General features: G+C 72.8%; 14 protein-coding genes. 5 read left to right on the top strand and 9 right to left on the bottom strand.

Going from position 1 to position 21,189, the window contains the following annotated elements; translation table 11 throughout:
• The first annotated feature begins 8 nt into the window (after positions 1-8).
• Positions 9-827, top strand: a complete 819-nt coding sequence (gene pssA, locus FGW31_RS04880) for a CDP-diacylglycerol--serine O-phosphatidyltransferase (protein ID WP_142192356.1) — start codon at positions 9-11, stop codon at positions 825-827.
• An 87-nt stretch (positions 828-914) separates the two neighbouring features.
• Here pssA and FGW31_RS04885 read toward each other — a convergent pair whose 3' ends face one another.
• Positions 915-4,598 carry an ATP-binding protein gene (locus tag FGW31_RS04885; RefSeq protein WP_142192093.1) on the bottom strand — a complete coding sequence of 1,228 codons (3,684 nt, stop codon included), beginning with the start codon at positions 4,596-4,598 and terminating at the stop codon, positions 915-917.
• A gap of 495 nt (positions 4,599-5,093) precedes the next feature.
• The gene (locus tag FGW31_RS04890; RefSeq protein WP_142192094.1) at positions 5,094-6,275 is read right to left on the bottom strand and encodes a glycerate kinase; all 1,182 of its coding nucleotides are present in this window, start codon (positions 6,273-6,275) and stop codon (positions 5,094-5,096) included.
• Positions 6,276-6,425: 150 nt separating this feature from the next.
• Here FGW31_RS04890 and FGW31_RS04895 point away from each other — a divergent pair, with 150 nt between their 5' ends.
• Positions 6,426-7,499 (top strand): ADP-ribosylglycohydrolase family protein, encoded by a 1,074-nt coding sequence (locus FGW31_RS04895; protein ID WP_142192095.1) that lies wholly within the window; start codon positions 6,426-6,428, stop codon positions 7,497-7,499.
• 331 nt (positions 7,500-7,830) lie between these two features.
• On the opposite strand, the gene FGW31_RS04905 is transcribed toward FGW31_RS04895, so the two are convergent.
• Together FGW31_RS04905 and FGW31_RS04910 are read right to left on the bottom strand one after the other, a co-directional pair.
• Positions 7,831-8,241 carry a Rid family hydrolase gene (locus FGW31_RS04905; protein ID WP_142192096.1) on the bottom strand — a complete coding sequence of 137 codons (411 nt, stop codon included), beginning with the start codon at positions 8,239-8,241 and terminating at the stop codon, positions 7,831-7,833.
• Between the two features lie 344 nt (positions 8,242-8,585).
• Positions 8,586-9,275 (bottom strand): restriction endonuclease, encoded by a 690-nt coding sequence (locus FGW31_RS04910; protein ID WP_202432519.1) that lies wholly within the window; start codon positions 9,273-9,275, stop codon positions 8,586-8,588.
• Between the two features lie 863 nt (positions 9,276-10,138).
• Here FGW31_RS04910 and FGW31_RS04925 point away from each other — a divergent pair.
• Together FGW31_RS04925 and FGW31_RS04930 are read left to right on the top strand one after the other, a co-directional pair.
• Complete coding sequence (locus FGW31_RS04925) at positions 10,139-10,642, top strand: NUDIX domain-containing protein (protein WP_142192097.1); 504 nt, start codon at positions 10,139-10,141, stop codon at positions 10,640-10,642.
• A gap of 250 nt (positions 10,643-10,892) precedes the next feature.
• Positions 10,893-11,618, top strand: coding sequence for an SIR2 family NAD-dependent protein deacylase (locus FGW31_RS04930; RefSeq protein ID WP_142192098.1), 726 nt, complete (start codon positions 10,893-10,895; stop codon positions 11,616-11,618).
• 193 nt (positions 11,619-11,811) lie between these two features.
• On the opposite strand, the gene FGW31_RS04935 is transcribed toward FGW31_RS04930, so the two are convergent.
• The 3 genes from FGW31_RS04935 to FGW31_RS04945 all read right to left on the bottom strand — a co-directional run bounded on the left by FGW31_RS04935 (position 11,812) and on the right by FGW31_RS04945 (position 15,823).
• Complete coding sequence (locus FGW31_RS04935; RefSeq protein WP_142192099.1) at positions 11,812-12,312, bottom strand: methylated-DNA--[protein]-cysteine S-methyltransferase; 501 nt, start codon at positions 12,310-12,312, stop codon at positions 11,812-11,814.
• A 20-nt stretch (positions 12,313-12,332) separates the two neighbouring features.
• Positions 12,333-13,802, bottom strand: a complete 1,470-nt coding sequence (locus FGW31_RS04940; protein ID WP_142192358.1) for an AlkA N-terminal domain-containing protein — start codon at positions 13,800-13,802, stop codon at positions 12,333-12,335.
• A gap of 62 nt (positions 13,803-13,864) precedes the next feature.
• Complete coding sequence (locus FGW31_RS04945) at positions 13,865-15,823, bottom strand: heavy metal translocating P-type ATPase (RefSeq protein WP_142192100.1); 1,959 nt, start codon at positions 15,821-15,823, stop codon at positions 13,865-13,867.
• Positions 15,824-15,858: 35 nt separating this feature from the next.
• Here FGW31_RS04945 and FGW31_RS04950 point away from each other — a divergent pair, with 35 nt between their 5' ends.
• A complete protein-coding gene (locus FGW31_RS04950) occupies positions 15,859-16,221 on the top strand; it encodes an ArsR/SmtB family transcription factor (protein ID WP_142192101.1) in 363 nt (120 codons plus the stop codon).
• Here the strand turns inward: FGW31_RS04950 and FGW31_RS04955 are convergent.
• Together FGW31_RS04955 and FGW31_RS04960 are read right to left on the bottom strand one after the other, a co-directional pair.
• The gene (locus tag FGW31_RS04955) at positions 16,202-17,083 is read right to left on the bottom strand and encodes a DUF72 domain-containing protein (protein WP_142192102.1); all 882 of its coding nucleotides are present in this window, start codon (positions 17,081-17,083) and stop codon (positions 16,202-16,204) included. The two genes, FGW31_RS04950 and FGW31_RS04955, sit on opposite strands and share 20 nt — an antisense overlap.
• A 38-nt stretch (positions 17,084-17,121) precedes the next feature.
• On the bottom strand, positions 17,122-21,030 hold the full coding sequence (locus FGW31_RS04960; protein ID WP_142192103.1) for a glycoside hydrolase family 2 TIM barrel-domain containing protein: 3,909 nt from the start codon (positions 21,028-21,030) through the stop codon (positions 17,122-17,124).
• Between the last annotated feature and the right edge of the window lie 159 nt (positions 21,031-21,189).

The raw sequence follows: 21,189 nt of genomic DNA on the forward strand, positions 1-21,189 counted from the left end.
CCGGCTGGGTGCCGGATGCCGACGAGGCGGACGACGAGGAGGAGATGCCCCTCTCGCTGCGCCTGTCGATAGCGGACACCCTCACCCTGGGCAACGCCACCTGTGGCTTCATGGCGGTGTACTTCACCACCACCGGCATCCTGATCCCGCACCTCCAGGGCAGCCAGGAGACGGGCATGGCCCGCCACAGCGCGGCCACGGCGGTGATCCTGATGCTGTGCGCGGCGGTCTTCGACCTGTTCGACGGCCTGGTGGCGCGCAAGCTGCGCAGCTCGCCGATGGGCGCGGAGCTGGACAACCTCTCCGACCTGATCAGCTTCGGCCTGGCACCGGCGTACTTCGTCCTCGTGTACGGCATGGTCGCGGACGACGCGCACCAGCGGGTGGCCGCGGTCGGGGCGATCGTGGTGCTGCTGGCGGTGGTGCTCAGGCTGGCGAGATTCTCCTGCGTCACGGTGAAGGACGGCACCTTCCAGGGCATGCCGTCGCCGTTCGGCGCGCTGACCGTCGTCTCGATCGTGCTGCTTGAGCTGCCGTTCGTGGCGACGCTGCTGGCGATCCTGGGGACGGCGTGGCTGATGGTGAGCCGGGTGGAGTACCCGAAGCCGCGGGGACGCCTCGCGGTGGCGATGCTGTCGTGGATCGTGCTGTCCATGGGCCTGCTGGCGGCCTGGGCGTTCGACGCGCCGAGCGGTCAGCTGCTGCTCCAGACGGGCTGCGCGCTGCAGCTGGTCATGGGAGCGGTGATCCCGCTGTTCGCCACGGCGCGGCGGGTGAACAACTTCCGCGACAACCGGCGCGAGGCGCGGGCGGCGCAGCTGCCGTAACGCCAGACACGTGTGTGGGCCCCGGACCCGGGCAGGGTCCGGGGCCTTGCGCGTTCCCGGACACCCGGCCCGGCGGTGGACGCGCGTTCAGACGATCCGCTCGTCCTGCCCGGGCGCCTTGCGGTTCCGGTCGGCCATCTTCTCCCAGAAGGCGTGCAGCTCCTTCACGGGGATGCTCACCCACGGCGCGGTGCGCCGGACCACGGACGGGGTGTGCCAGCGTGAGCGGCTGTGCAGGAGGGCCTGCTGCTGGCGGCAGAACAGCTCCTCGATCTCCGTCTGCGCCTTGCCGGCCTTGGGAGGATACGGGCACAGACGGAACTTGCAGGTCGGCAGGCAGGTGGAGCCCGGCTCGCTCCCGTCGGCCCGGCCCACACTGCGCTCGGGGTGGAGCGGGCCGCGGTCGTGGGTGAGGCACGGCGGAAGGGTGTTCCGGTTCGCGAGAGCCAGACGTTCCTCGATGTCGTCCGCGCTGCCGTCGCGTTCGGTGAGGTTGAGCATGACCAGGACGTCCGCGAGAAGGCGCTGGGCCCGCGGGTGGAGGACGCTCCAGCCGGCCGAGGGGGCGATCCACAGGCTGTGCTTGCGGTAGCGCTCGGGGTCGGCCGGGGTGGAACCCACGTTGTCGATGGCCCTGTGCTCGTCGATCCACAGGAACCGCTCGGGGTGCCCCGTCTCCAGGGCCAGCGTCACCAGGTCGCCGGCTTCGGCGACGAACGGGTGGAGCACCTTGCCGGCGTGACGTTCCCGGAGGCCGCCGGCGGCCGCGGTGTGATGCGCGCTCCCCGCCATGCCGAGCCATCGGGTGACCGCGCGCACCGGCTCGATGCGAGGTCCGGACACCGTGGAGCCGTCCGCCGTGCCGCCACTGCCCGGTGGCGTGGTCCGGGGCGGGCGCGGGTCCGCCCCGTCGGGGCCGGCCGGGTATCCGGAGGTGTCGGGCAGTTCCCACAGGCACAGCGCGTGGAGCAGGCTGAGCTGCGCATACCAGTAGCGGCTGCAGATGAGCATCCGCTCCGCCTGCTTCACCAGATGAGCCCGGGTCTCCGCATGGGCGTTGGGGTGCCGGCGTCTGCGGTTGGCCGCGTTCTTGAAGCCCTGGGCCAGGGCGTTCTCCAGGGAGATCGGCAGGTCCGGCTCACCGGGCCCGGCGAGCCGCTGGAGGGCGCTCTGCCGGCCGTCCGCGGGAGCCAGGTGCTGCAGCCAGAGGTTCAGCCGCTCCTTGGTCTCGTTGCGGTACGTGTCGGAGACGGATCCGACGATCATGGGAACGAGCCAGGCCCGCAGGGCGAAGTGGCGCCAGAGCGTGGTGCGGCTGCGCTCGTACTCCGCCACGAACCGGGCGTGCTGCTGCGCTCTGTCGGCCGCCGCTCCGGGATCGGCGGCGCCGTCCGCGTCCGCCCCCGCGAGCCAGGCGGTGTAGTCGCGGTCGAGTTTCTCCTTGGCCTCGCGGGTCTGCGCCAGGTACTGCGCCACGGGATCGGTTCCGAGGGGGAACAACTGCCGCAGCGCCTGGAAGGCCGCGTCGCCACCGGAGGCGATCTGATGCGCGATCGCCATCCGCACCGGGTGCGAGGGCTCGTGCGTACCGATGCGGAAGAGGTGCTCGTACGGCAGGGACGGTGCCACGGATGCCCGGCCCGAGAGCGGACGGTCTCCCCGGCTGCGGCGGTCCCGTTCACGCAGAGCGGCTCCGAAGCGCCGCACCAGCCCCAGTTTCGCGTCCTCGATGGTCCGCTGGTCACCTCTGACGAGCAGGCCCTCCCACTCCTCGTCCAGCTTCCGCGCCAGCGTGTCCTGCAGCGGCTCCGGGTCGACACTGTCGATCTCCAGGGCCGCGGCGAAGAGGTCGAAGTACTTCGGGTCGTGCCGCTTCGCCGTGGCGTCGCAGAGCAGTTCGGCCGTCCTCTTCGGCGGCGTGGCCCCGGATCTCCCGGGCGTGGTCCCCGCCATCCGGTCCGGCGGCCGGACGGACGGCCCGGTCACCGCCCGGTGACGTGACAGCAGCACCAGGGCGATGAGGAGTTCCCGGGACGGTCCCGGGCTGCGCAGCGCCGGCTTCACGACGGCACCGAGGTGGTCGACGTCCACCTCGCCGAGCAGACGGTGTCCCAGATACGCCTGGATGATGCTGTGGGGGAACCGGACCTTGTTCTCGTAGCCCCTCACCAGTCCCAGGAGCTGCCCGTTGGTGGCGTATCTCGCCAGCTCGGCGTAGCACTCGTTGGGGTACTCGAGCGGGTTGGTCCAGGAAGCCGACTTGTCGATCTTACGGCGCAGTACGCCCCATATCGCGGCGCGTTGCTGCGGTTCGGAGTCCAGCCGGCCCACCACCGGCCGTTGGTTCACCGGCTCGTCGGGCTGCCCCGGGGACTGCCCCCGCAGGTCGTCCAGGTAGGCGCCGACGAAGTCGTCGAACGTCACCTCCAGGCTGTCCTGCAGGAGTCCCAGGCAGGCCAGCGCCGACACCACCCACACGGTCTCCTGGCGCTCCCGGCGGTCCATCACCAGTTCGTCGAGGATGCGGCCGTCCTCCATGGCCTGGCGGTAGGTGTCCAGCAGCCACAGCCTGATGGTGGAGCAGTCGTTGCTGCGGGTGTTCAGACGTCCCGGGTCCTCACGCGGCTTCAGGTGTTCCAGCAGCCCGCGCTGCTGGAGCAGACGGGCGATCCGCAGGTAGATCGGCGAGTCCGCGATCTCGGCGGTCTCCACCACCCAGCCGAGCCGGCGCTCGTCCGCCGCGCCGGGTTCCCGCACCAGGTACTCCAGGGCCGCTTCCTCGCTCAGCGGCTCCAGTTCGGCGATCGCGGCCCTGGTGCCCTCCAGCGGCGCGTGCGGGCGGGAGGCGATGACCAGGGGAAGCCGCTGGCGGTCGGCCCGGGCTATGGCACGGCGGATGATGTTGTCGCGGTCCTCCCGGTAACGCTCGTCGAGGAGGGCTTCCTCCAGGCCGTCGGCGACGACCACGACCTTGTCGTCGAGCCGCAGTTGCCGCCACGCCTTGTCGATGTCGCTCCCGACCACTCCCGGGTCCGCCACTTCCGGGTCCGTCACCTCCGCGAAGCGGCGACGTGCCATCGTCTCGAAGTCGAGTTCGCCGTCGTCCATGTCGCGCAGGCGTATGGGCACGGGAACGGCCGACTGCTGCGCCAGCATGCGCGTCAGTTCCACCAGGACGGCCGTCTTGCCGACGCCCACGCCACCGACGAGCAGGTAGGGCTTGCGCGTGCTCCTGTTGCGGAGTGCCTGGGCCAGCACTTGGGCCAGTTCGTGACGGCCCACGATCCTGTCGACGAGCGTTCCGGCCGTGGGCACGAGTTCGTGCGGCTTGGTGCGCGCCTTCTTGATGAGCGGCTTCTTGACCTTGCGGTACCAGAAGAAGAGGAAGACGGCCAGAATGAGGGAGGCCGTCAGAACCGGGCCCACGAAGCCGAAAAGGGTGGTGAACCACGACGACGTGCGCACACCGTGGAACCACGAGCCCTCGTTGTTGGCCGAGTCGTAGAAGGCCAGTCCCATCCAGGTGAGCAGGACGAGGGTGCCGAGCAGAGCGTATGCGCGAAGGAAGCGGCCGCGGGCGATGCCCCAGTGACGCCAACTGCGGTTCGGGACGATGCTCTTGCGCGCCTCCCGATCGGTCCGGAACGTGCGCCACCGCTTGTCCGCCGCACCCAGGGTCCGGGACCACCAGCGCCGCGGATACAGCGTGAGCCAGGCGGCGTCGTGCGGACGTGTCCTCCCCTCCGGATTGCGGATGACCTTGGTGGGCATGTAGTCCGTTCCCTCCGCGCTGCGTCTCCCGGCGGAATGTCATGAACACCGGGAAGTCGCCGCGGGCCCGATGACGCCGCCCCGCGTGGCGAGTACGTCCGTCTCGCGGACATCCGCCTGCACGTATGCCTTCATTTCCATGGAACCACTGGTGAGGAAGACCGCAACACGGCCGCGGACAGGGCCGGTCCGGGCCCCGGCGGGTACGGGCGCGGCTCGACCGGCCCGCGTGCGCCGCCCCGCAGGCCCCTCGAGGACGGGACCGACTCGAGCGATGGAGACGGCCGCACGTCCACCGGAGGCCGGAGGCCGGCCGGCGCACACCCGGCGGCCGGGCGACACGGCCCGTGGGCGGCGTCGGGACCGCCGGAAGCGTGCGTGCACCCGCCCGGAAGCACGCGCCCCGGGCCTCGGCACGGAAAGGGCCGGGCGCAAAGCGGAACCGCCCGCCCCTCGCCCGGCCCGTACCGCTCGGCTCGGCTCGCTCGGCTCAGCTCAGCTCAGGAAGTCGCGGGCGATGCGCTCCGCCGTGCGCTCCAGGATCGGTCCCGCGTCCGCGATGCACCGGGCCACGTCCGGTTCGAGGTCCGTCAGCGCGTACGCCCGGCGGATGCCCGCCCGTCCCAGCACCTCCGGCGGCAGCGCGAGGCGCCCGCACACCGCGACGACCTCCTTGCCCGCCGCACGCGCCGCCGCCGCGACGCCCGCCGGCGCCTTGCCGTGCAGCGTCTGCTCGTCCAGCGATCCCTCACCGGTGATGACCAGATCGGCCCGCTCCAGCGCCGGCGCGAAGCCCAGCACGTCCAGCATGACGTCGATGCCGGGCCGGAAGACCGCCCCGAGCAGCAGCGCCCCGTACCCGATGCCGCCCGCCGCGCCCGCGCCCGGGGCGGCGGCGTACTCGGCAGCCTTCGACCCGATGCCGGGGACGCCCTCCAGCACCTCGGCGAAGTGCCCGAGCGCCGCGTCCAGCCGTTCCACGTCCTGCGGCGACGCGCCCTTCTGCGGGCCGTAGACCGCCGGCGCGCCCTTCGGGCCGGTCAGCGGATTGTCGACGTCGCTGGCGAGCACGAACTCGACCGGGCCGAGCCGCGGGTCGAGGCCGGACAGGTCGGCGGTGGCCAGTTCGGCGAGTCCGCCGCCGCCCGGCGCCACCGGCTCGCCGTCGGCCTTGAGGAAGCGGGCGCCCAGCGCCGACAGCATGCCCGCGCCGCCGTCCGTCGTGGCGCTGCCGCCCACCCCGAACACGATGGTGCGCGCCCCGGCGTCCAGTGCGGCCCGCAGCAGCTCGCCGGAGCCGTACGTCGACGCCGTCAGCGGGGCGAGGACCCCGTCCGGCAGCCGCTGCAGACCGCTGGCCTCCGCCATCTCCACGACGGCGGTGTCACCGTGCAGCGCGTACGCCGCGGTCACCTCGTCCCCGAGAGGACCGGCGACCCGGACCTCGCGCCGTTCGAAGCCGGCCGCGACCGCCGCGGCCACGGTGCCGTCGCCGCCGTCGGCCACCGGCAGCGCCTCGACCACCAGGTCCGGTACGACCCGGCGCAGCCCGGCCGTGACCCGCTCGGCGACCTCCACGGCCGTCAGCGACCCCTTGAACTTGTCCGCGGCGACGAGCACCCGCTGTGCCGACTGCGTCGTACGAGTGCCGCCCACTGCAGCGTCCGCCACTTGCATTCCCCTCGCTCTCCGGGCCCCGCGCGCGCGTCGAGGCCAGTCGCGCCGCTGTGACCTTAACCGCAGGCCGCCGTCGCCGTCATGCCCTGCCCAGCCCGTGGAACAGCGCGGCGGGGCGCGACCCGGTGCGGAATCGGGTACACCGGTCCCATGAGCGCTGTGGGCACGGGGTCACGACTCGCCGACCGCATCCTCGGAGGCTGGCTGGGCCGGATCGCGGGCAACATGCTCGGCAAGCCGGTGGAGCAGGGCGAGGTGTGGACGCGGGAACGCATCGACCGCTACCTGCGGCAGGCGGACGCCCTCCCGCTCACCGACTACCTGCCCGAGCCGGCCGGTGAACGCGACGCGCTCGACCTGCGCCCGGAGTGGCCGCTGTGCGTCCGCGGCCGCATCGACGGCAGCTGCCGCGACGACGACATCGACTACGCGGTGCTGGGCCTGCACCTGCTGGAGACCCGGGGTTTCGACTTCACCACCGAGCAGGTGGGCGACCTGTGGCTGCTGCGGCTGCCGTACCTCCAGACGTTCACCGCGGAACGGGCCGCCTACCGCAACCTCGCCAACGGCCTCCGGCCGCCGCTCACCGCCACCCGGGACAACCCGTACCAGGAGTGGATCGGCGCCCTCATCCGCGCCGACATCCACGGCTGGACCAGCCCCGGCGAGCCGCGCCGCGCCGCCTCGCTGGCCCGCCGGGACGCGGTGCTGTCCCACACCGGGAACGGCGTGTACGGCGCGATGTGGGCGGCGGCGCTGATCGCGGCGGCGTTCACGGCACCCACGGTGCGGCACGCGCTGGACGAGGCGCTGACCGTGGTCCCGGCGAGCAGCCGCCTCGCCCGCACCGTGCGCCGGGTGGCCTCCCTGCACGACAGCGGGCTGCCCTGGGAGGACACGCTGGCCACGCTCGAGGAGGAGACGTCCGGCCTGCACTGGATCCACACCGTCCCGAACGCGGCCGTGCTCACCGCCGGGCTGCTGTACGGCGACGGCGACTTCACCCGTACCGTCGCGCTGACCGTGCGCGGCGGCCTGGACACCGACTCCAACGGCGCGACGGCGGGCTCGGTGGCCGGCGTCCTGTGCGGCGCCTCGGCCGTCCCCGACCAGTGGAAGGAGCCCCTCCGGGACACGGTGCGCAGCGCCGTCTTCGGTTTCGACGGCGTACGGATCAGCGAACTGGCGGAGCGGACCGTCCGCTTGGCGCGGTCCGGGGGCTGAGCACTGAGGGCCGTGAACCGTGGGCCGCACGTCGTCGAACAGACGGCGTACGACGCCCACAGCCGCGGCCCGAGGCGCCGACGGCCCGCCCGGGCCCAGGTACGTGGCGTTCTCCTCGGCGAGAGGATCGGTGTTCGCCGGACCGGGGTTGAAGCCCGCGTCCTCCAGGGCCTTCAGGCCGTAGCCGAGGTACGTGCTCGGATCGTCCTTGGCCCAGTCACGGCCTGCGGTGTCGATGCGGCCGGCGAGGACCTGGTCGGCGGACCAGTCGACCGATGCGGGATGGGGCGGTTAGTGGCTGCGGCGGCGGTGCGCGAGGGGCGCGGATCGGTCAGTCGGGCAGCGCCACGGTGAGGTCCACCTCGACCAGCTGTCCTGCGAAGCCCAGCTGCGCGACCCCCAAGAGCGTGCTGGCGGAAGTGAAGGCCGGCCCGAGAGCGGAAGCGGTAAGCCTGTGCCAGGCGAGGCCCAGGTCCTCCCTGTCGTCGCTCCGCACGTAGATCACCGAACGCACCACGTGCTGGGGCTCGGCAGCCACCGCCGCAAGGGCAGCGAGTGCGTTCACGACGACCTGGTCGACTTGCACGTCGAGGGAGCCCGGGCCGACGAGAGAGCCGGTTCTGTCGAGGGGGCACTGCCCCGCCAGATATGCCGTTCGGCCGGCCTCCACCACCGTGACGTGGTGATAGCCCGGCGTCTCGTGCAACCGTTCGGGGTTGATGCGGTTGATCTTCGCTGTCATGCCGCCAGTCTGACCGGACCGCCCACGACACGCACCGGAATATGTCCCCACCGCGCGACCGTTCGACGCGGCCCAGCGCGCCGACGGTCGGGTCCGCCGGCGCATCGGCGGGCGCCGGGGTCCGAGCGGTGCGGAATGTCGCGGTCGGCCTGGCGGACCACCGCTTGCACCGTTTCTGCGTCGAGAGCCGGGAGCCGCTGCCGGCGAGCGTGGTGAGGCGGCGGGTGATCAGCTCGGCGACGTCGCCGCTCGCACGGCAGACCTACCGCCGGCCCGGTCGTCGCACGGTCGGCGGCGGGCCTCGACGCCGGGCGCCGAACCATCGGCGTCGGACCACGCTGCGGTCAGGCTGAGGGGCGCCCTCTGGTGCCGCCGCCGCGGCCGTTCAGCGGGATCAGCGTCTCCAGGTGAGCACCCTTGACCCAGGAGCCCAGCAGGTCGCGGTGCAGGGCCACGATGTCCTGGCGCAGTGCCAGGCCCAGCGCGGCCTTCGTGAACGTGCGGCAGGTGGTGACGAACAAGGCGACGTCCGCGCCGTGCTCGAGCCGGGCGGTGCCGACGAACTTCTGCATGTCCTGCGAGGACACGCTCCGGTGCGGGGCGTACTTCTTGCACTGGACGACCAGCTTGCGGCCGTCGGCGAGGTAGCCGACGACGTCCGCGCCCAGGTCGCCGCTCCTGCCGCTGACGACGACCTTCGTGCAGCCGTCCCGTCGGCACAGCTCCGCGATGTACGTCTCGAACTCCTGCCACGACAAGGCGTCGACCTCAGCCATGGACAACTCGCGCGCCCGGGCCTCTTCCTGTGCCCGCCACGCGCGGTCCTGGCCGACCGCACGGCGGTGCGCCCGCAACAGCGCCCAGCCGGCTCCACCCGACACGGCCGTGGCGAGTACGACCGCCAGGACGGGCCACACCGTCGACCAGTTCCCGACGACCCACACCGCTGCGGCCGACGCCGCCACCGTGCCCCAGACCCGCAGTTGCCTGCGGGTCTGCTTCTTCAAGCGCCGGCGCCGTCGACGTGCCGCCATCACTCCCCCGCTCCCGCTCCCGCAGTCCGTGATCCGCAGGGTGCGCCGTCGGGCGCCGTCCGGCCCGTGCGTGCGCGTGGGGTCACCGGCCGGCCTCGCTGACGCCGCTCGCAAGCTGCCCCAGGATGTTCACGATCCCCTGACCGGCCGGGGTGGCGGCGACAAGGACTCCAGCGCCAGGACGATGACGCCGGTCGGCTTCTCGTCGAAGCGGCTGCGGGCCTCCGTACGCCGCCGCAGCCGCCGGACGACGGCTGCGACTGCGACTGCGACTGCGACTGCGAGCAGCACTGCCACGCCACATTGATGGTCACCAACCGCGCCCGACCTCCCCCACCGACCGGCCTTCACTCCACGGACGACTCAATGCCGCTGCGGCTTTCCTGTGTAGCGGCGTCGCGGTGATGTCGGAGGCGGGTTGCCAACGAATGGCACAAAGCCATCGGACCTGGCCGAACAGCGCGCGATGGATCAGTTGTATCCGCCGGCCACGCACCACACGGCGGCCCATCGCCCCTCGAACAGGCGGTCGGTCGGCGGCTGCCGGGCGACCTCGGCCGGCCGGCGGACTCGGCCCCCCGGCGGACTCGCTGCTCGACCTCGGCGGCATCGCGGCGGCCCGGGGCCAGGAAGCTGCACGCGCTGCTGTTCATGGGCGTCGCCGAGGCGATCGGTTCCTACGGCTTCGGGATCCGCGTGGTGCCGCCGAAGGCCGCCGCCGGCTGACGGATCCGGCCGTCCGGCCGTGCACCCGGCGTGCGCGCCGCCCGGTGGCGGTCACGGGACGGCGTGTGCTGCCGTGCGCCCGACCGGGCGGCCGCCGGCCCCCGGAACGCGCCCCGCGCCGCCGTTACCCTTCCCGCATGACCACCACTCAGGACACCCAGGACTACGCCGCCTACATCGCCTCCCTGCCCCGGGTCCTCGCCGGAGCCACCGTTCTCTTCCGCGACGAGGAGGGACGCGTGCTGATCGTCGAGCCGAACTACCGGGAGGGCTGGGTGCTGCCCGGCGGCACGATCGAGTCCGACGACGGGGAGAGTCCGCGGGAAGCGGCGCGCCGGGAGACGGCCGAGGAGATCGGGCTGGACCGGGAGCCGGGCCGGCTGCTGGCGGTGGACTGGGTGCGGGGCAGCGCGCGTCCTCCGGTGGTGGTGTACCTGTACGACGGCGGGGTGCTCGGCGAGGAGGAGCTGAGGGCGATCCGCCTGCAGGAGTCGGAGCTGCTGTCGTGGCGGCTCGTGCCGCGCGAGGACGTGACCGGTTTCCTCCGTGGTGATCTGGGCCGACGGGTGCTGGCCGGTCTGGACGTCCTCGCGGACGGCTCGGGCACCGCGGAGCTGGAGGACGGCTACCGGGTGCGCTGAACCGGCGGCGGCCCGCGATCCACGCGCCACACCGGGCGCCGTCCGTCCCCCGTCCCCCAACCCCTACCCCGCCAGGCCACGCCAGGCCCGTCCGCCCCGCTCCACCCGGGCGCCGTCCGCGCCCGCCCCACCAGGCCACGCCCGGCCCGCCGGCCCCACCGGCCCCGTCGCACGCGTCCGTCGCACGCGTCCGTCGCACCGGTGCTTATTCGTTCGCCGGTCCGGTGGCCGGCGGCCTACCCTCGGGCGCATGAGCAAGCCCCTCGTCGCCCTCCTCACCGGCGCCGGCGTCAGCACCGATTCCGGCATCCCGGACTACCGCGGGCCGAACGGGCTGTGGCGCCGTGATCCCGACGCCGAGAAGCTCGTGACGTACGAGTACTACATGGGCGACGCGGAGATCCGCCGCCGTTCCTGGCAGATGCGGCTGCGGACCCACGCGCTCGGCGCCGCACCCAACGCCGCGCACCGTGCCGTGGCCGAGCTGGAGCGGTCCGGGGTGCCGGTGCGGGTGATCACGCAGAACGTGGACGGGCTGCACCAGCTCGCCGGGCTGCCGGACCGCAAGGTGCTCGAACTGCACGGCACGGCCCGGAGCGTGGTGTGCACGTCCTGCCACGCGCGGGGCCCGATGGAGGACGCTCTCGCCCGGGTCGAGGCAGGCGAGCCGGATCCGCCGTGCCCGGCGTGCGGCGGGATCCTGAAGTCGGCGACGGTGATGTTCGGCGAGCGGCTCGACCCCGTGGTGCTGTCCGACGCGCTGGCGATCAGCAAGGCCTGCAGCGTCTTCGTCGCCGCCGGCAGCAGCCTCCAGGTCCAGCCCGCCGCCGGACTGGCGGGCGTGGCCGCGGACCACGGCGCCCGGCTGATCGTCGTCAACGCCGAGCCGACGCCGTACGACGACCTCGCGGACGAGGTGATCCGCGAGCCGATCGGCACCGCGCTGCCGCTGCTGCTGCGCCGGATCGCCGCCTGAACGGAACCTAGGGTCTGTCGTTTGGATCATGTCGGTTTCGCGGGGCGTGGCACGCACATCTGCAGCGTTGTCGTCGGTTGTCGACGCTCCGCGTCGCCGCCCTCCTCCGCCTTGCAGCTGCACGCACCACGCCCCGCTCGGGTGGGCTGAGAAGCGCTGCGTCTCCCAGCCGACCTGATCCAAACGACAGACCCTAGAACAGCACGGTTTCGACGGCTCCCACGCTTCCTCGTTCGAAGTCCAGCAGTCGCTGTTTGCGCTCCAGACCGCCGCCGTAGCCGGTGAGGCCGCCGCTCGCGCCGATGACGCGGTGGCAGGGCACGATGATGCCGATCGGGTTGCGGCCGTTGGCCAGACCGACCGCGCGGGAGGCCTTGGGGTTGCCGAGGGCGTCGGCGAGTTGGCCGTAGGTGCGGGTCTCGCCGTACGGGATGCGGGACAGTTCCTCCCAGACGCGGCGCTGGAACGGCGTGCCGTGCAGGCGGAGGGGGACGGTGAACTCCGTCAGCTCGCCCGCGAAGTAGGCGGTGAGCTGTTCCCGCGCCGCGGCGAAGGGCGTGTCGTCGGGGACGCCGAAGGTCTCCTCCGGCGGTCGGTGACGCTGGCCGGTCATGTAGAGGCCGCACAGGACGCCGTCGTCGGCGACGAGCGTCAGCGGGCCGTAGGGGCTGTCGGTCACGGTGTGCTGCTTCATCGGTTCGGCTCTCCCTTTCCTCACACCGGGAGGAAGTTGATCGGGTGGCTGTCCGTCGCCCACAGGTACTGCACCGCGTACGCCCGCCAGGGCCGCCAGGCCGCCGCGCGGGCGGTGAGCGCGGCCGGCGTCGAGGGCAGGCCCAGTTCCCGGGCGGCGCGGCGGACGCCGAGGTCGGTGGGGAGGAAGGCGTCCGGGTCGCCCAGGGCGCGCATGGCGATCACGTCGACCGTCCAGGGGCCGAAGCCCGGGAGGGCGAGGAGCCGTGCGCGGGTCTCGGCCCAGTCGGTCTCGATGCCCGGATTGAGCGAGCCGTCGGCCAGGTGGGACACCAGGGTGGTGAACGTGGTGCGGCGGGTGCGGGGCATCGCCAGGGTGTCGGGGTCGACCTCCGCGAGTGCCGCCGCGGACGGGAAGAGGTGCGTCAGGCCGCCCTCGGGGTCCTCGACCGCCTCGCCGTGCGCGGCGACCAGGCGGGCGGCGTGGGTGCGGGCGGCCGCGGTGGAGACCTGCTGGCCGAGGACGGCCCGTACGGCGAACTCCGCCTCGTCGACCGTGCGCGGGACGCGCCGGCCGGGCGCCTTGTCGACCAGGGGCGCGAGGATCGGGTCGGTGCGCAGCTGGTCGTCGACGGCGACCGGGTCCGCGTCCAGGTCGAGCAGGCGCCGGCAGCGGCTGATGGCGACGGTGAGGTCGCGCGGGTCGCCGAGGGTGAGGCGGCAGGCGATGTGGTCGGGCCGCGGGGCGAGGGAGACGATGCCGTGTCCGTACGGCAGGCGCAGCGTGCGGCGGTAGGCGCCCTCCCGCCATTCCTCCACGCCGGGTACGGCGGTGGCGGCGAGGTGGCCGAAGAGGTTGTCGGGGTTGAGCGGGGCGCGGAACGGCAGCCGCAGGGACACCACGCCGGGGGTGCTGCGGTAGGCGTTCCTCGGTGCCCGGGTGCGCAGCTCGCTCGGGGCGAGGGCGAAGACCTCGCGCACGGTGTCGTTGAAGGTGCGGATGGAGGAGAAGCCGGCCGCGAAGGCGACCTCGGCCATCGGCAGGTCCGTGGTCTCGATGAGCAGCCGGGCGGTCTGGGCGCGCTGGGCGCGGGCGAGCGCGAGGGGGCCCGCGCCCAGCTCGGCGAGCAGCTGGCGTTCGACCTGCCGGCTGCTGTAGCCGAGCCGGGCGGCGAGCCCGGTGACACCCTCGCGGTCCACCACTCCGTCCGCGATCAGCCGCATGGCGCGGGCCACCACGTCGGCCCGCCGGTTCCACTCCGGTGAGCCGGGGCTGGTGTCGGGCCGGCACCGCTTGCAGGCCCGGAACCCGGCCTGCTGGCAGGCCGCCGCACTCGGGTGGAAGACCATGTTCTCGGGCTTCGGCGGCACCACCGGGCAGCTGGGCCGGCAGTAGATGCCGGTGGTCAGGACGGCGGTGAAGAACCAGCCGTCGAACCGGGCGTCCTTGGACCGCACGGCGCGCACGCAGCGCTCGGTGTCGATGTGCATCCCCTTCTGCATGCCTCAAGGATCGGGCACGCAAGGGCACCGGGTCTGGCGGGAATCCGACATCACCCTTGCGTGTCCTGCGGTCCTCCGGATCGCCAGGCCGACTCGCGCAGCAGCCGCAGTCCGTTCAGGCCGACCAGCACGGTCGATCCCTCGTGGCCGGCGACGCCGAGCGGGAGCGGGAGGTGGCCGATGAGGTCCCACAGGACCAGGACGGTGATGGCCGTGCCCGCGATGACGAGGTTCTGCAGCACCAGGCGGCGGGCGGTGCGGGAGAGCCGTACGACCGCGGGGACGGCGGCCAGCTCGTCGCGCACGACGACGGCGTCGGCCGTCTCCAGGGCCAGGTCGGAGCCGGCGCGGCCCATGGCGATGCCGGCGTGGGCGGCGGCGAGGGCGGGCGCGTCGTTGACGCCGTCGCCGACGAAGAGGACCTTGCGGCCGTCGGTGTGCAGGTCCCGTACGGCGTTCACCTTGTCCTCGGGCAGGAGGCCCGCGCGGACGTCGGTGAGGCCGGTCGCGGTGGCCACGCGGGCGGCCGCCCGCTCGTTGTCGCCGGTGAGGAGGACGGGGGCGGTGCCGGTGAGGGCCGTGAGGTCGGCCGTGGCGGCCGGGGCGTCGTGGCGGAGGCGGTCGGTCAGGGCGAGGGTGCCCACGGGGGTGCCGTCGCGGGTGACGCGGATGACGGTCTCGCCGTCGGTGGTGTCGGTGGCCTCGGCGCGGCCGACGGTCACCACGCGGCCGTCGACGGTGGCGGTGATGCCGCGTCCGGGCAGGGCGGTGAAGTCCGCGGCGGGCGCCAGCGGCAGGTTCCGGGCCTGCGCGGCGGCGACCACGGCGCGGGCCAGCGGGTGCTCGCTGGGGTGTTCGGCGGAGGCGGCCAGCGCGAGCAGGGCGTCCTCGTCGAGTCCGGAGCCGGGCAGCGGGCGTACGGCGGTGACCTCGGGGGTGCCCTCGGTGAGGGTGCCGGTCTTGTCGAGGGCGGCCGCGTCGATCTCGCCGAGGCGTTCCATGGCGACCGCCGACTTGACCAGGACGCCGTGCCGGCCGGCGTTGGCGATGGCGGACAGCAGCGGCGGCATGGTGGCGAGGACGACCGCGCACGGCGAGGCGACGATCATGAAGGTCATGGCGCGCAGCAGGGCGTCGGTGAGGTTCTCGCCGAAGGCGAGCGGGATGCCGAACACGGCGAGGGTGGCCACGACCACGCCGACCGCGTAGCGCTGCTCGATCTTCTCGATGAAGAGCTGGGTGGGCGCCTTGGTGCGGGAGGCCTCCTCGACCAGGGCGACGATGCGGGCGATCACCGAGTCCTTCGGGTCGCGGTCGACGCGGACGCGCAGGGCGCCGGTGCCGTTGAGGGTGCCGGCGAAGACCTCGTCGCCGGGGCGCTTGACCACCGGCAGGGACTCGCCGGTGATGGTGGCCTGGTCGGCCTCGCTGACGCCGTCCTGGACGGTGCCGTCGGCGCCGATGCGCTCACCCGGGCGGACCAGGAGGACGTCGCCGACGGCGAGTTCGGCGGTGGGCACGGTCTCCTCGCCGCCGTCGGTCATCCGGGTCGCGGTGGTGGGCGCGAGGTCGAGCAGGCCGCGCACCGAGTCGGCGGTGCGGGCGGTGGCCAGGGCCTCCAGGGCGCCGGAGGTGGCGAAGATGACGATGAGCAGGGCGCCGTCGAGGACCTGCCCGATCGCGGCGGCGCCCAGCGCGGCGACGATCATCAGCAGGTCGACGTCGAGGGTCTTCTCGCGCAGCGCGCGCAGTCCTTCGAGGGCCGGTTCCCAGCCGCCGGACACATAGGCGACGGCGTACAGGACGCCGCTGATCCAGGGCGAGGCGCCGCCGAGGTCCGCGGCGAGGCCGAGCAGGAAGGCCACGAGGGAGACGAGCGCCCACCGTGCTTCCGGCAGGGCCAGCACCCGGGTGCGGCGGCGGGTCACCGGCAGGCCGGTGGACGACGGGGACGAGGGAGCGAGAGTCACGGACACCCGACCACCATACAGGAACACATGAAGACTCATTCATTCGTTCATGTGCAATGGGTAGGATGGTCCCCATGGGTCATGGAGCCGTCATCGCCGCGCAGGACGACGCCGAGCGCGTCCGCCTGGACGCGGACAACGTCGCGAAGGTCGCCACCACGCTCCAGGCCCTGTCCACACCCTCACGCCTGCTGATCCTCGCCCGGCTGCGCGAAGGCCCGCTCCCGGCCACGGAGTTGGCGGCCGAGGTGGGCATGGAGCAGTCGGCCTGCTCGCACCAGCTGCGGCTGCTGCGCAACCTGGGCCTGGTGGTCGGCGAGCGCCGCGGCCGCTCGGTCGTGTACGCGCTGCACGACCACCATGTCGCCGAACTGCTGGACCAGGCCGTCTACCACGTGGAGCACCTGCGGCTGGGCCTCAGCGACGCCGCCGAGTGAGCAGCTCCCGCATGCTCTCGGCGGCGCGTACGGCGGCGTCCGCGCAGCAGTTGTTGAACAGCACGTGCAGTGTGTCCGTCTGACGTGCCGCACGCCGCAACCGGGGCACCCAGGCGGCGAGTTCGGTCACGTCGTAGTCGTGGTGGAAGCGGTCCTCCTTGCTGCCCCTCCCCCAGGCCGCGCTCCGGCCGTGGAAGCGCACGACGGCGAGGCCGGGGCGGCTGACGGGCACGACGGGCGGCAGTGAACCGGTGGTGCCCTGGACCGTGTCCACGCCCACGGCCGTCGCGCCCAGCCCGGTCAGCAGGGCGCGGGTGTCGTCCGCCCGTTCCGCCGCCCACCAGGCGGGATGCCGGAACTCGACGGCGAGCGGCCAGCCCGCCGCGCGCCGTACGCAGTCCTCCAGCGTGCGTTCCGCCCGAGGGCCGGGCGCGAACCAGGGCGGGAACTGGAACAGTACGGTGCCCAGCCGCCCGGCCTCGCGCAGCGGCCCGATCCCCTCCGCGAACCGCCTCCACACCTCGTCCAGCAGCGCGGGGTCCGCCGGTTCGCGCCGCCGTGTCCCGTCCGCGTGCCGGGTCCTGAGGTCGGGCGGCAGCGCACCGGGGCGTGTGGGATGGCCGGTCAGCAGCGAGAACGCCTTGACGTCGAAACGGAACCCGTCCGGGGTGCGCGCCACCCACAGCTCACTGTTGCGCCGGCCCGGCAGCGCGTAGTACGCGGAGTCCACCTCGACGAGGGGCAGCCGCGACGCGTAGTGCCGCAGCCGTCCCTCGGCGTCCCGCCGTCCACGCGGATACCAGCCGCTCTTCACGAGCTGCGGGTCCGTCCACGAACAGGCCCCTACCAGAACCTCACCCATGGGAGCCCGGTTACCCCGGGCTCCCGGGAGTGTGCGTCCTACTCGGAAGCCGTGGGCCTGCGCGAGGCCGCCGTCGCCTCGTCCACGTCGGTGAGCGGGCGCAGCCGGTAGGTGTAGGCGTAGTCGCGGTCGGCGAACAGCTTGAACTCGTCGTGGGTGTGCGCGCCCCAGCTGTTGTCGCCGCCCACGCCCATCTGCCGGTGGCCGACCCGCAGGACGACCGCGTCCCGCGGGGTCAGCTGGTAGTCGTGCCGGGCCCCGGTGGACAGGTCCTCCGGGGTGAAGTGCGAGGCGTTGACCTCCAGGAGGGGTTCGCCCGACACCAGCAGCCCGCGCCCGTCGCGGTCGGTCAGGGCGGCCCAGCGGACGTCGGTCCGGTTGCCGTTCTCCTGCGGTCGGATGTACGGCGTCCACAGGTCGGCCACGGTCGAGGAGTACCGGCCCACGTCGGTGCCGGTGCGGCGGTCCCAGTGGTTCTCCTCCGGGCCGCGGCCGTAGTAGTGCAGCCGGTCGAGCCGGCGCGGCAGGAGGAGCAGCGTGCCGACCTCCGGGATGTACGGCAGGTCCCGGGCGCCCGGGTGCAGGGTGTTGTCGACCCTGATCTCGCCGTTGCCGAAGACGGTGTAGGTGGTGCTGTACCGGGACTCGACGGTGGTCGGCAGGGTTCCGGTGACGGTGATCTCCACGGCGCGGTCGCGCAGGGCGCGGACCCGCACGTCGGTGACCTTGCGCCGGGCGCCGGCGTCGCGCCAGGTCCGGTTGCGGACGTGCTGGCCGTTGCCGAGGTCGTTGTCGGTGGGCGCGCGCCAGAAGTTGGGCACGGGGCCCGAGGTGATCAGCGGGACGCCGGCGGCCTCGTAGGAGGTGATGGTGCCGCTGCTCTTGTCGACGGTGACGGTGAAATCCCGGCCGGTGACGGTGACATCACCGGCGGTGTCCTCGTGGCGCAGGCCGGGGACGCGGTCGAGGGGCACGGGGGTGACGGCGGGGCTGCCGGCGTCGACGGGCAGTTGCTGCCGGGCGACCTCGAAGCCGGCCTTCGCCCACGGGGTGGATTCCTTGGTGGTGAAGGAGAGTTCGAGGAAGTACTCGGTGCCGGGTGCCGGGTCGTCCGGCAGCCGGAGCGGCACGGTGATGTCCTTGGTGCTCAGCGGGGCGACGTCGAGCTGGTCGCGGGTGAGCCGGCCGCGTTGGACGACCGTGCCGTCGGCCACCAGCGCCCAGTGCCCGTCGAACGCGGTCAGGTGGGTGAACAGGTACTCGTTGGTGAGGGTGACCGCGCCGGGGCCGCCGTCGGCCGGTGCGGCGTTGACCGCCTGGTAGACGCGTTTGATCTCGGCGGCCTTGCCGGTGTGGCCGCGGTCGGCGGTGACGATGCCGTCGGCGACGAAGTTGCCGTCGTTGGGGTTGTCGCCCCAGTCGCCGCCGTACGCGAAGAACGTCTTCTCCCGCGCCTGTTTCCGCTCCGCCTCGGCGGTCGCCGCGTCGAACCAGAAGCGCACGCCGTCGTCGCCGGGTCCCCGGCCGCCGTCGGCGAGTTCACCGGCGGTCAGGGCGCGGGCGTAGACGCGGGCCCGGCGGATGGTGCCGCTGAATTCGCGGATCTGGTTGTCCGAGTCGGTGGCCAGGGACAGGGAGGCCGTGTTGGCGGTGGGCAGCCGGTCGGTGGTGCGGGTCGCCCGCCGCTCACCGTCGACGTACAGGGTGAGGGTGCCGGCGTCCGCGTCGAAGACGCCCGCGATGTGGTGCTCGCGGCCGGTCCAGTCCTCGGGCACGGTCCAGGTGGCGGTGATCCACTGGCCGCCGGAGTGGATGAAGAACTCCAGGGTCCGGTTGTTCTGCTTCAGGGCGTACTGGGTGTCGCCCTTGGCGATGATCGGCTGGTGGTAGCCGGTGAAGTGCGGGGTGACCCAGGCCTCCAGGGTGAGCGAGCCGGTGAGGTCCAGGCTTTCGTCGCGGGCGAAGACCGTGCCGCCGGACAGGCCCTTGCCGCGTTCGAAAGTGCCGGAGGCGGCGAGGATCTCGCCGCGCAGCCCGGCAGGGCCCTCCTCGGTCAGCAGGATGCGCCGCGGGACCGGCCAGGTCAGCGACTGGTCGGCGAAGTCCCAGATCCAGCCGCCCTGGAGGACGTCGTGGCGCCGGACGAGGTCCCAGTACTTCTTGAAGTTGCCGTTGGAGTTGCCCATCGCGTGGGAGTACTCGATCATCACGTACGGCCGGGTGTCGGTGGTGTCCTCGGCCCGTTGTTCGACACGTGCCGGGGTGTCGTACATCTCCGAGCGGATGTCGCTGATGCCGGGCCGGTCGTCGCCCTCGTACTGGATGACGCGGGTGGGGTCGTAGGAGCGGATCCAGTCGTGCATGGCGTGGAAGGTGGTGCCGCCGCCGGCCTCGTTGCCGAGCGACCAGATGACCACCGAGGCGTGGTTCTTGTCGCGGTGCACCATGTTCTGGGCGCGGGCCACGCAGGCGGCGGTCCACTCGGGGTGGTCGCCCGGGTACTCGGAACGGATGGCGTGCGTCTCGAGGTTGGTCTCGTCGACGAGGTAGAGGCCGTACTCGTCGGCGAGTTCGTACCACAGCGGGTTGTTCGGGTAGTGCGAGGTGCGGACGGAGTTCATGTTCATCCGCTTGATGACCGTGACGTCCTCGACCATGTCCGCGCGGGTGAGGGCGGTGCCGCGGGCCGGGTGCATCTCGTGCCGGTTGGTGCCGCGGAAGGAGACGGGCCGCCCGTTGATCCGCATCAGCCCGTCCTTCAGCGCGAACTCGCGCAGGCCGACACGGTGCGACAGGGTCTCGACCACCTTGCCGGCCGGGTCGCGGAGCCTGAGGACGGCCGTGTACAGGTACGGGTCCTCGGCCGACCACAGCCGGGGGCTCGGCACGGCCCGGGAGGCCCGTACGGTGACGTCCGTGCCGGCGGCGGCCGTGCCGAGGTCGGCGGTCCCCCGCAGCGGACGGGACCAGACCGCGTGGCCGCGCGCGTCGTACAGCTGCGTCTCGACGGTGTACCGGCCGCCGCCCTCGCCGCCGTACGCCCGGACGCTCGCGGTGACGGCCAGTTCGGCCCGCGTGTACGTGTCGTCCAGCGGGGTGTCCAGCTTGAAGTCGCGCAGGTGCACGGTCGGGGTGGAGTAGAGGTAGACCGAGCGGAAGATGCCGCTCAGCCGGATCATGTCCTGGTCCTCCAGCCAGTCGCCGTCGGCGTAGCGGTACACCTCGACGGCGATCTGGTTGGTGCCGGGCCGCAGGTGGTCGGTGATGTCGTACTCGGAGGGCGTGTAGGAGTCCTCGTCGTAGCCGACGAGTTCGCCGTTGATCCACACGTAGTGCGCGGACTTGACGCCCTCGAAGTGCAGGAAGGTCCGTCTGCCGGCCCAGTGGCGGGGGACGGTGAAGGTGCGCCGGTACTGGCCGACCGGGTTGTAGCGGGTCGGTGCGGCGGGCGGCTGCGGGTCCTCGCCGCGGCCGTTGGGCCCCCAGTACGGGTAGGTGATGTTCAGGTAGACCGGCAGGTCGTGGCCGTGCAGCTGCCACACGGACGGCACCGGGATGGTCTCCCAGCCGCTGTCGTCGGTGTCGGTGCGGTGGAAGTCGGTGTCGCGGTCCTCGGGCCGGTCGGCGTGGGCGAACTTCCAGGTGCCGTCGAGGCTCAGCCGGTAGGGCGAGCGGGTGCGGTCGGCGGCGAGGGCCTGGTCGAGGTCGCCGTACGGCATGAGGGTGGTGTGCGGCGGCTCGGTGCCGAGCCGGAACACGGTGAAGTCGTTCCACTGAGGTGGTTCGCCGGCCGCCGCGGGCCGGCCGGCGGCGTGCGCCGCGCCGGACGACGACAGGGCGAGGGCGCCGAGCACGGCGGCGCCGGACTCCAGCAGCCGACGGCGGCTGACGAGGGGGCGTTCGGGGCGGTGGGGCCGGTCGGCGGGGGACACGTGCGGGTACGGCATGACCGTGGCCTTCCTCGGTACGACAGAGTGCTGCGCGGACTGAGGGCATGTCGGATGACGACGCATGGTGACGGAGCGGCTACTGAGCCAGCGTCACCCTAGAACTCGACCACAAATGAAGCAATCATTCTGTCGATCCGTGTGCGATTTTGATCGTTT

Origin of the sequence: Streptomyces calvus (genome assembly GCF_006782915.1) — a bacterium.
Lineage (GTDB): Bacteria > Actinomycetota > Actinomycetes > Streptomycetales > Streptomycetaceae > Streptomyces > Streptomyces calvus.

Bases quoted from the DNA above. Each gene is read 5' to 3' on its own strand.
- FGW31_RS04940 (WP_142192358.1), bottom strand. From the start codon at position 13,802: ATGCACATCGACACCGAGCGCTGCGTGCGCGCCGTGCGGTCCAAGGAC.
- FGW31_RS04905 (WP_142192096.1), bottom strand. From the start codon at position 8,241: ATGACAGCGAAGATCAACCGCATCAACCCCGAACGGTTGCACGAGACG.
- FGW31_RS04950 (WP_142192101.1), top strand. From the start codon at position 15,859: ATGGGTCATGGAGCCGTCATCGCCGCGCAGGACGACGCCGAGCGCGTC.
- FGW31_RS04945 (WP_142192100.1), bottom strand. From the start codon at position 15,823: ATGAGTCTTCATGTGTTCCTGTATGGTGGTCGGGTGTCCGTGACTCTC.
- FGW31_RS04890 (WP_142192094.1), bottom strand. From the start codon at position 6,275: ATGCAAGTGGCGGACGCTGCAGTGGGCGGCACTCGTACGACGCAGTCG.
- FGW31_RS04935 (WP_142192099.1), bottom strand. From the start codon at position 12,312: ATGAAGCAGCACACCGTGACCGACAGCCCCTACGGCCCGCTGACGCTC.
- FGW31_RS04925 (WP_142192097.1), top strand. From the start codon at position 10,139: ATGACCACCACTCAGGACACCCAGGACTACGCCGCCTACATCGCCTCC.
- FGW31_RS04895 (WP_142192095.1), top strand. From the start codon at position 6,426: ATGAGCGCTGTGGGCACGGGGTCACGACTCGCCGACCGCATCCTCGGA.
- FGW31_RS04930 (WP_142192098.1), top strand. From the start codon at position 10,893: ATGAGCAAGCCCCTCGTCGCCCTCCTCACCGGCGCCGGCGTCAGCACC.
- FGW31_RS04885 (WP_142192093.1), bottom strand. From the start codon at position 4,598: ATGCCCACCAAGGTCATCCGCAATCCGGAGGGGAGGACACGTCCGCAC.
- FGW31_RS04955 (WP_142192102.1), bottom strand. From the start codon at position 17,083: ATGGGTGAGGTTCTGGTAGGGGCCTGTTCGTGGACGGACCCGCAGCTC.
- FGW31_RS04910 (WP_202432519.1), bottom strand. From the start codon at position 9,275: ATGGCGGCACGTCGACGGCGCCGGCGCTTGAAGAAGCAGACCCGCAGG.
- FGW31_RS04960 (WP_142192103.1), bottom strand. From the start codon at position 21,030: ATGCCGTACCCGCACGTGTCCCCCGCCGACCGGCCCCACCGCCCCGAA.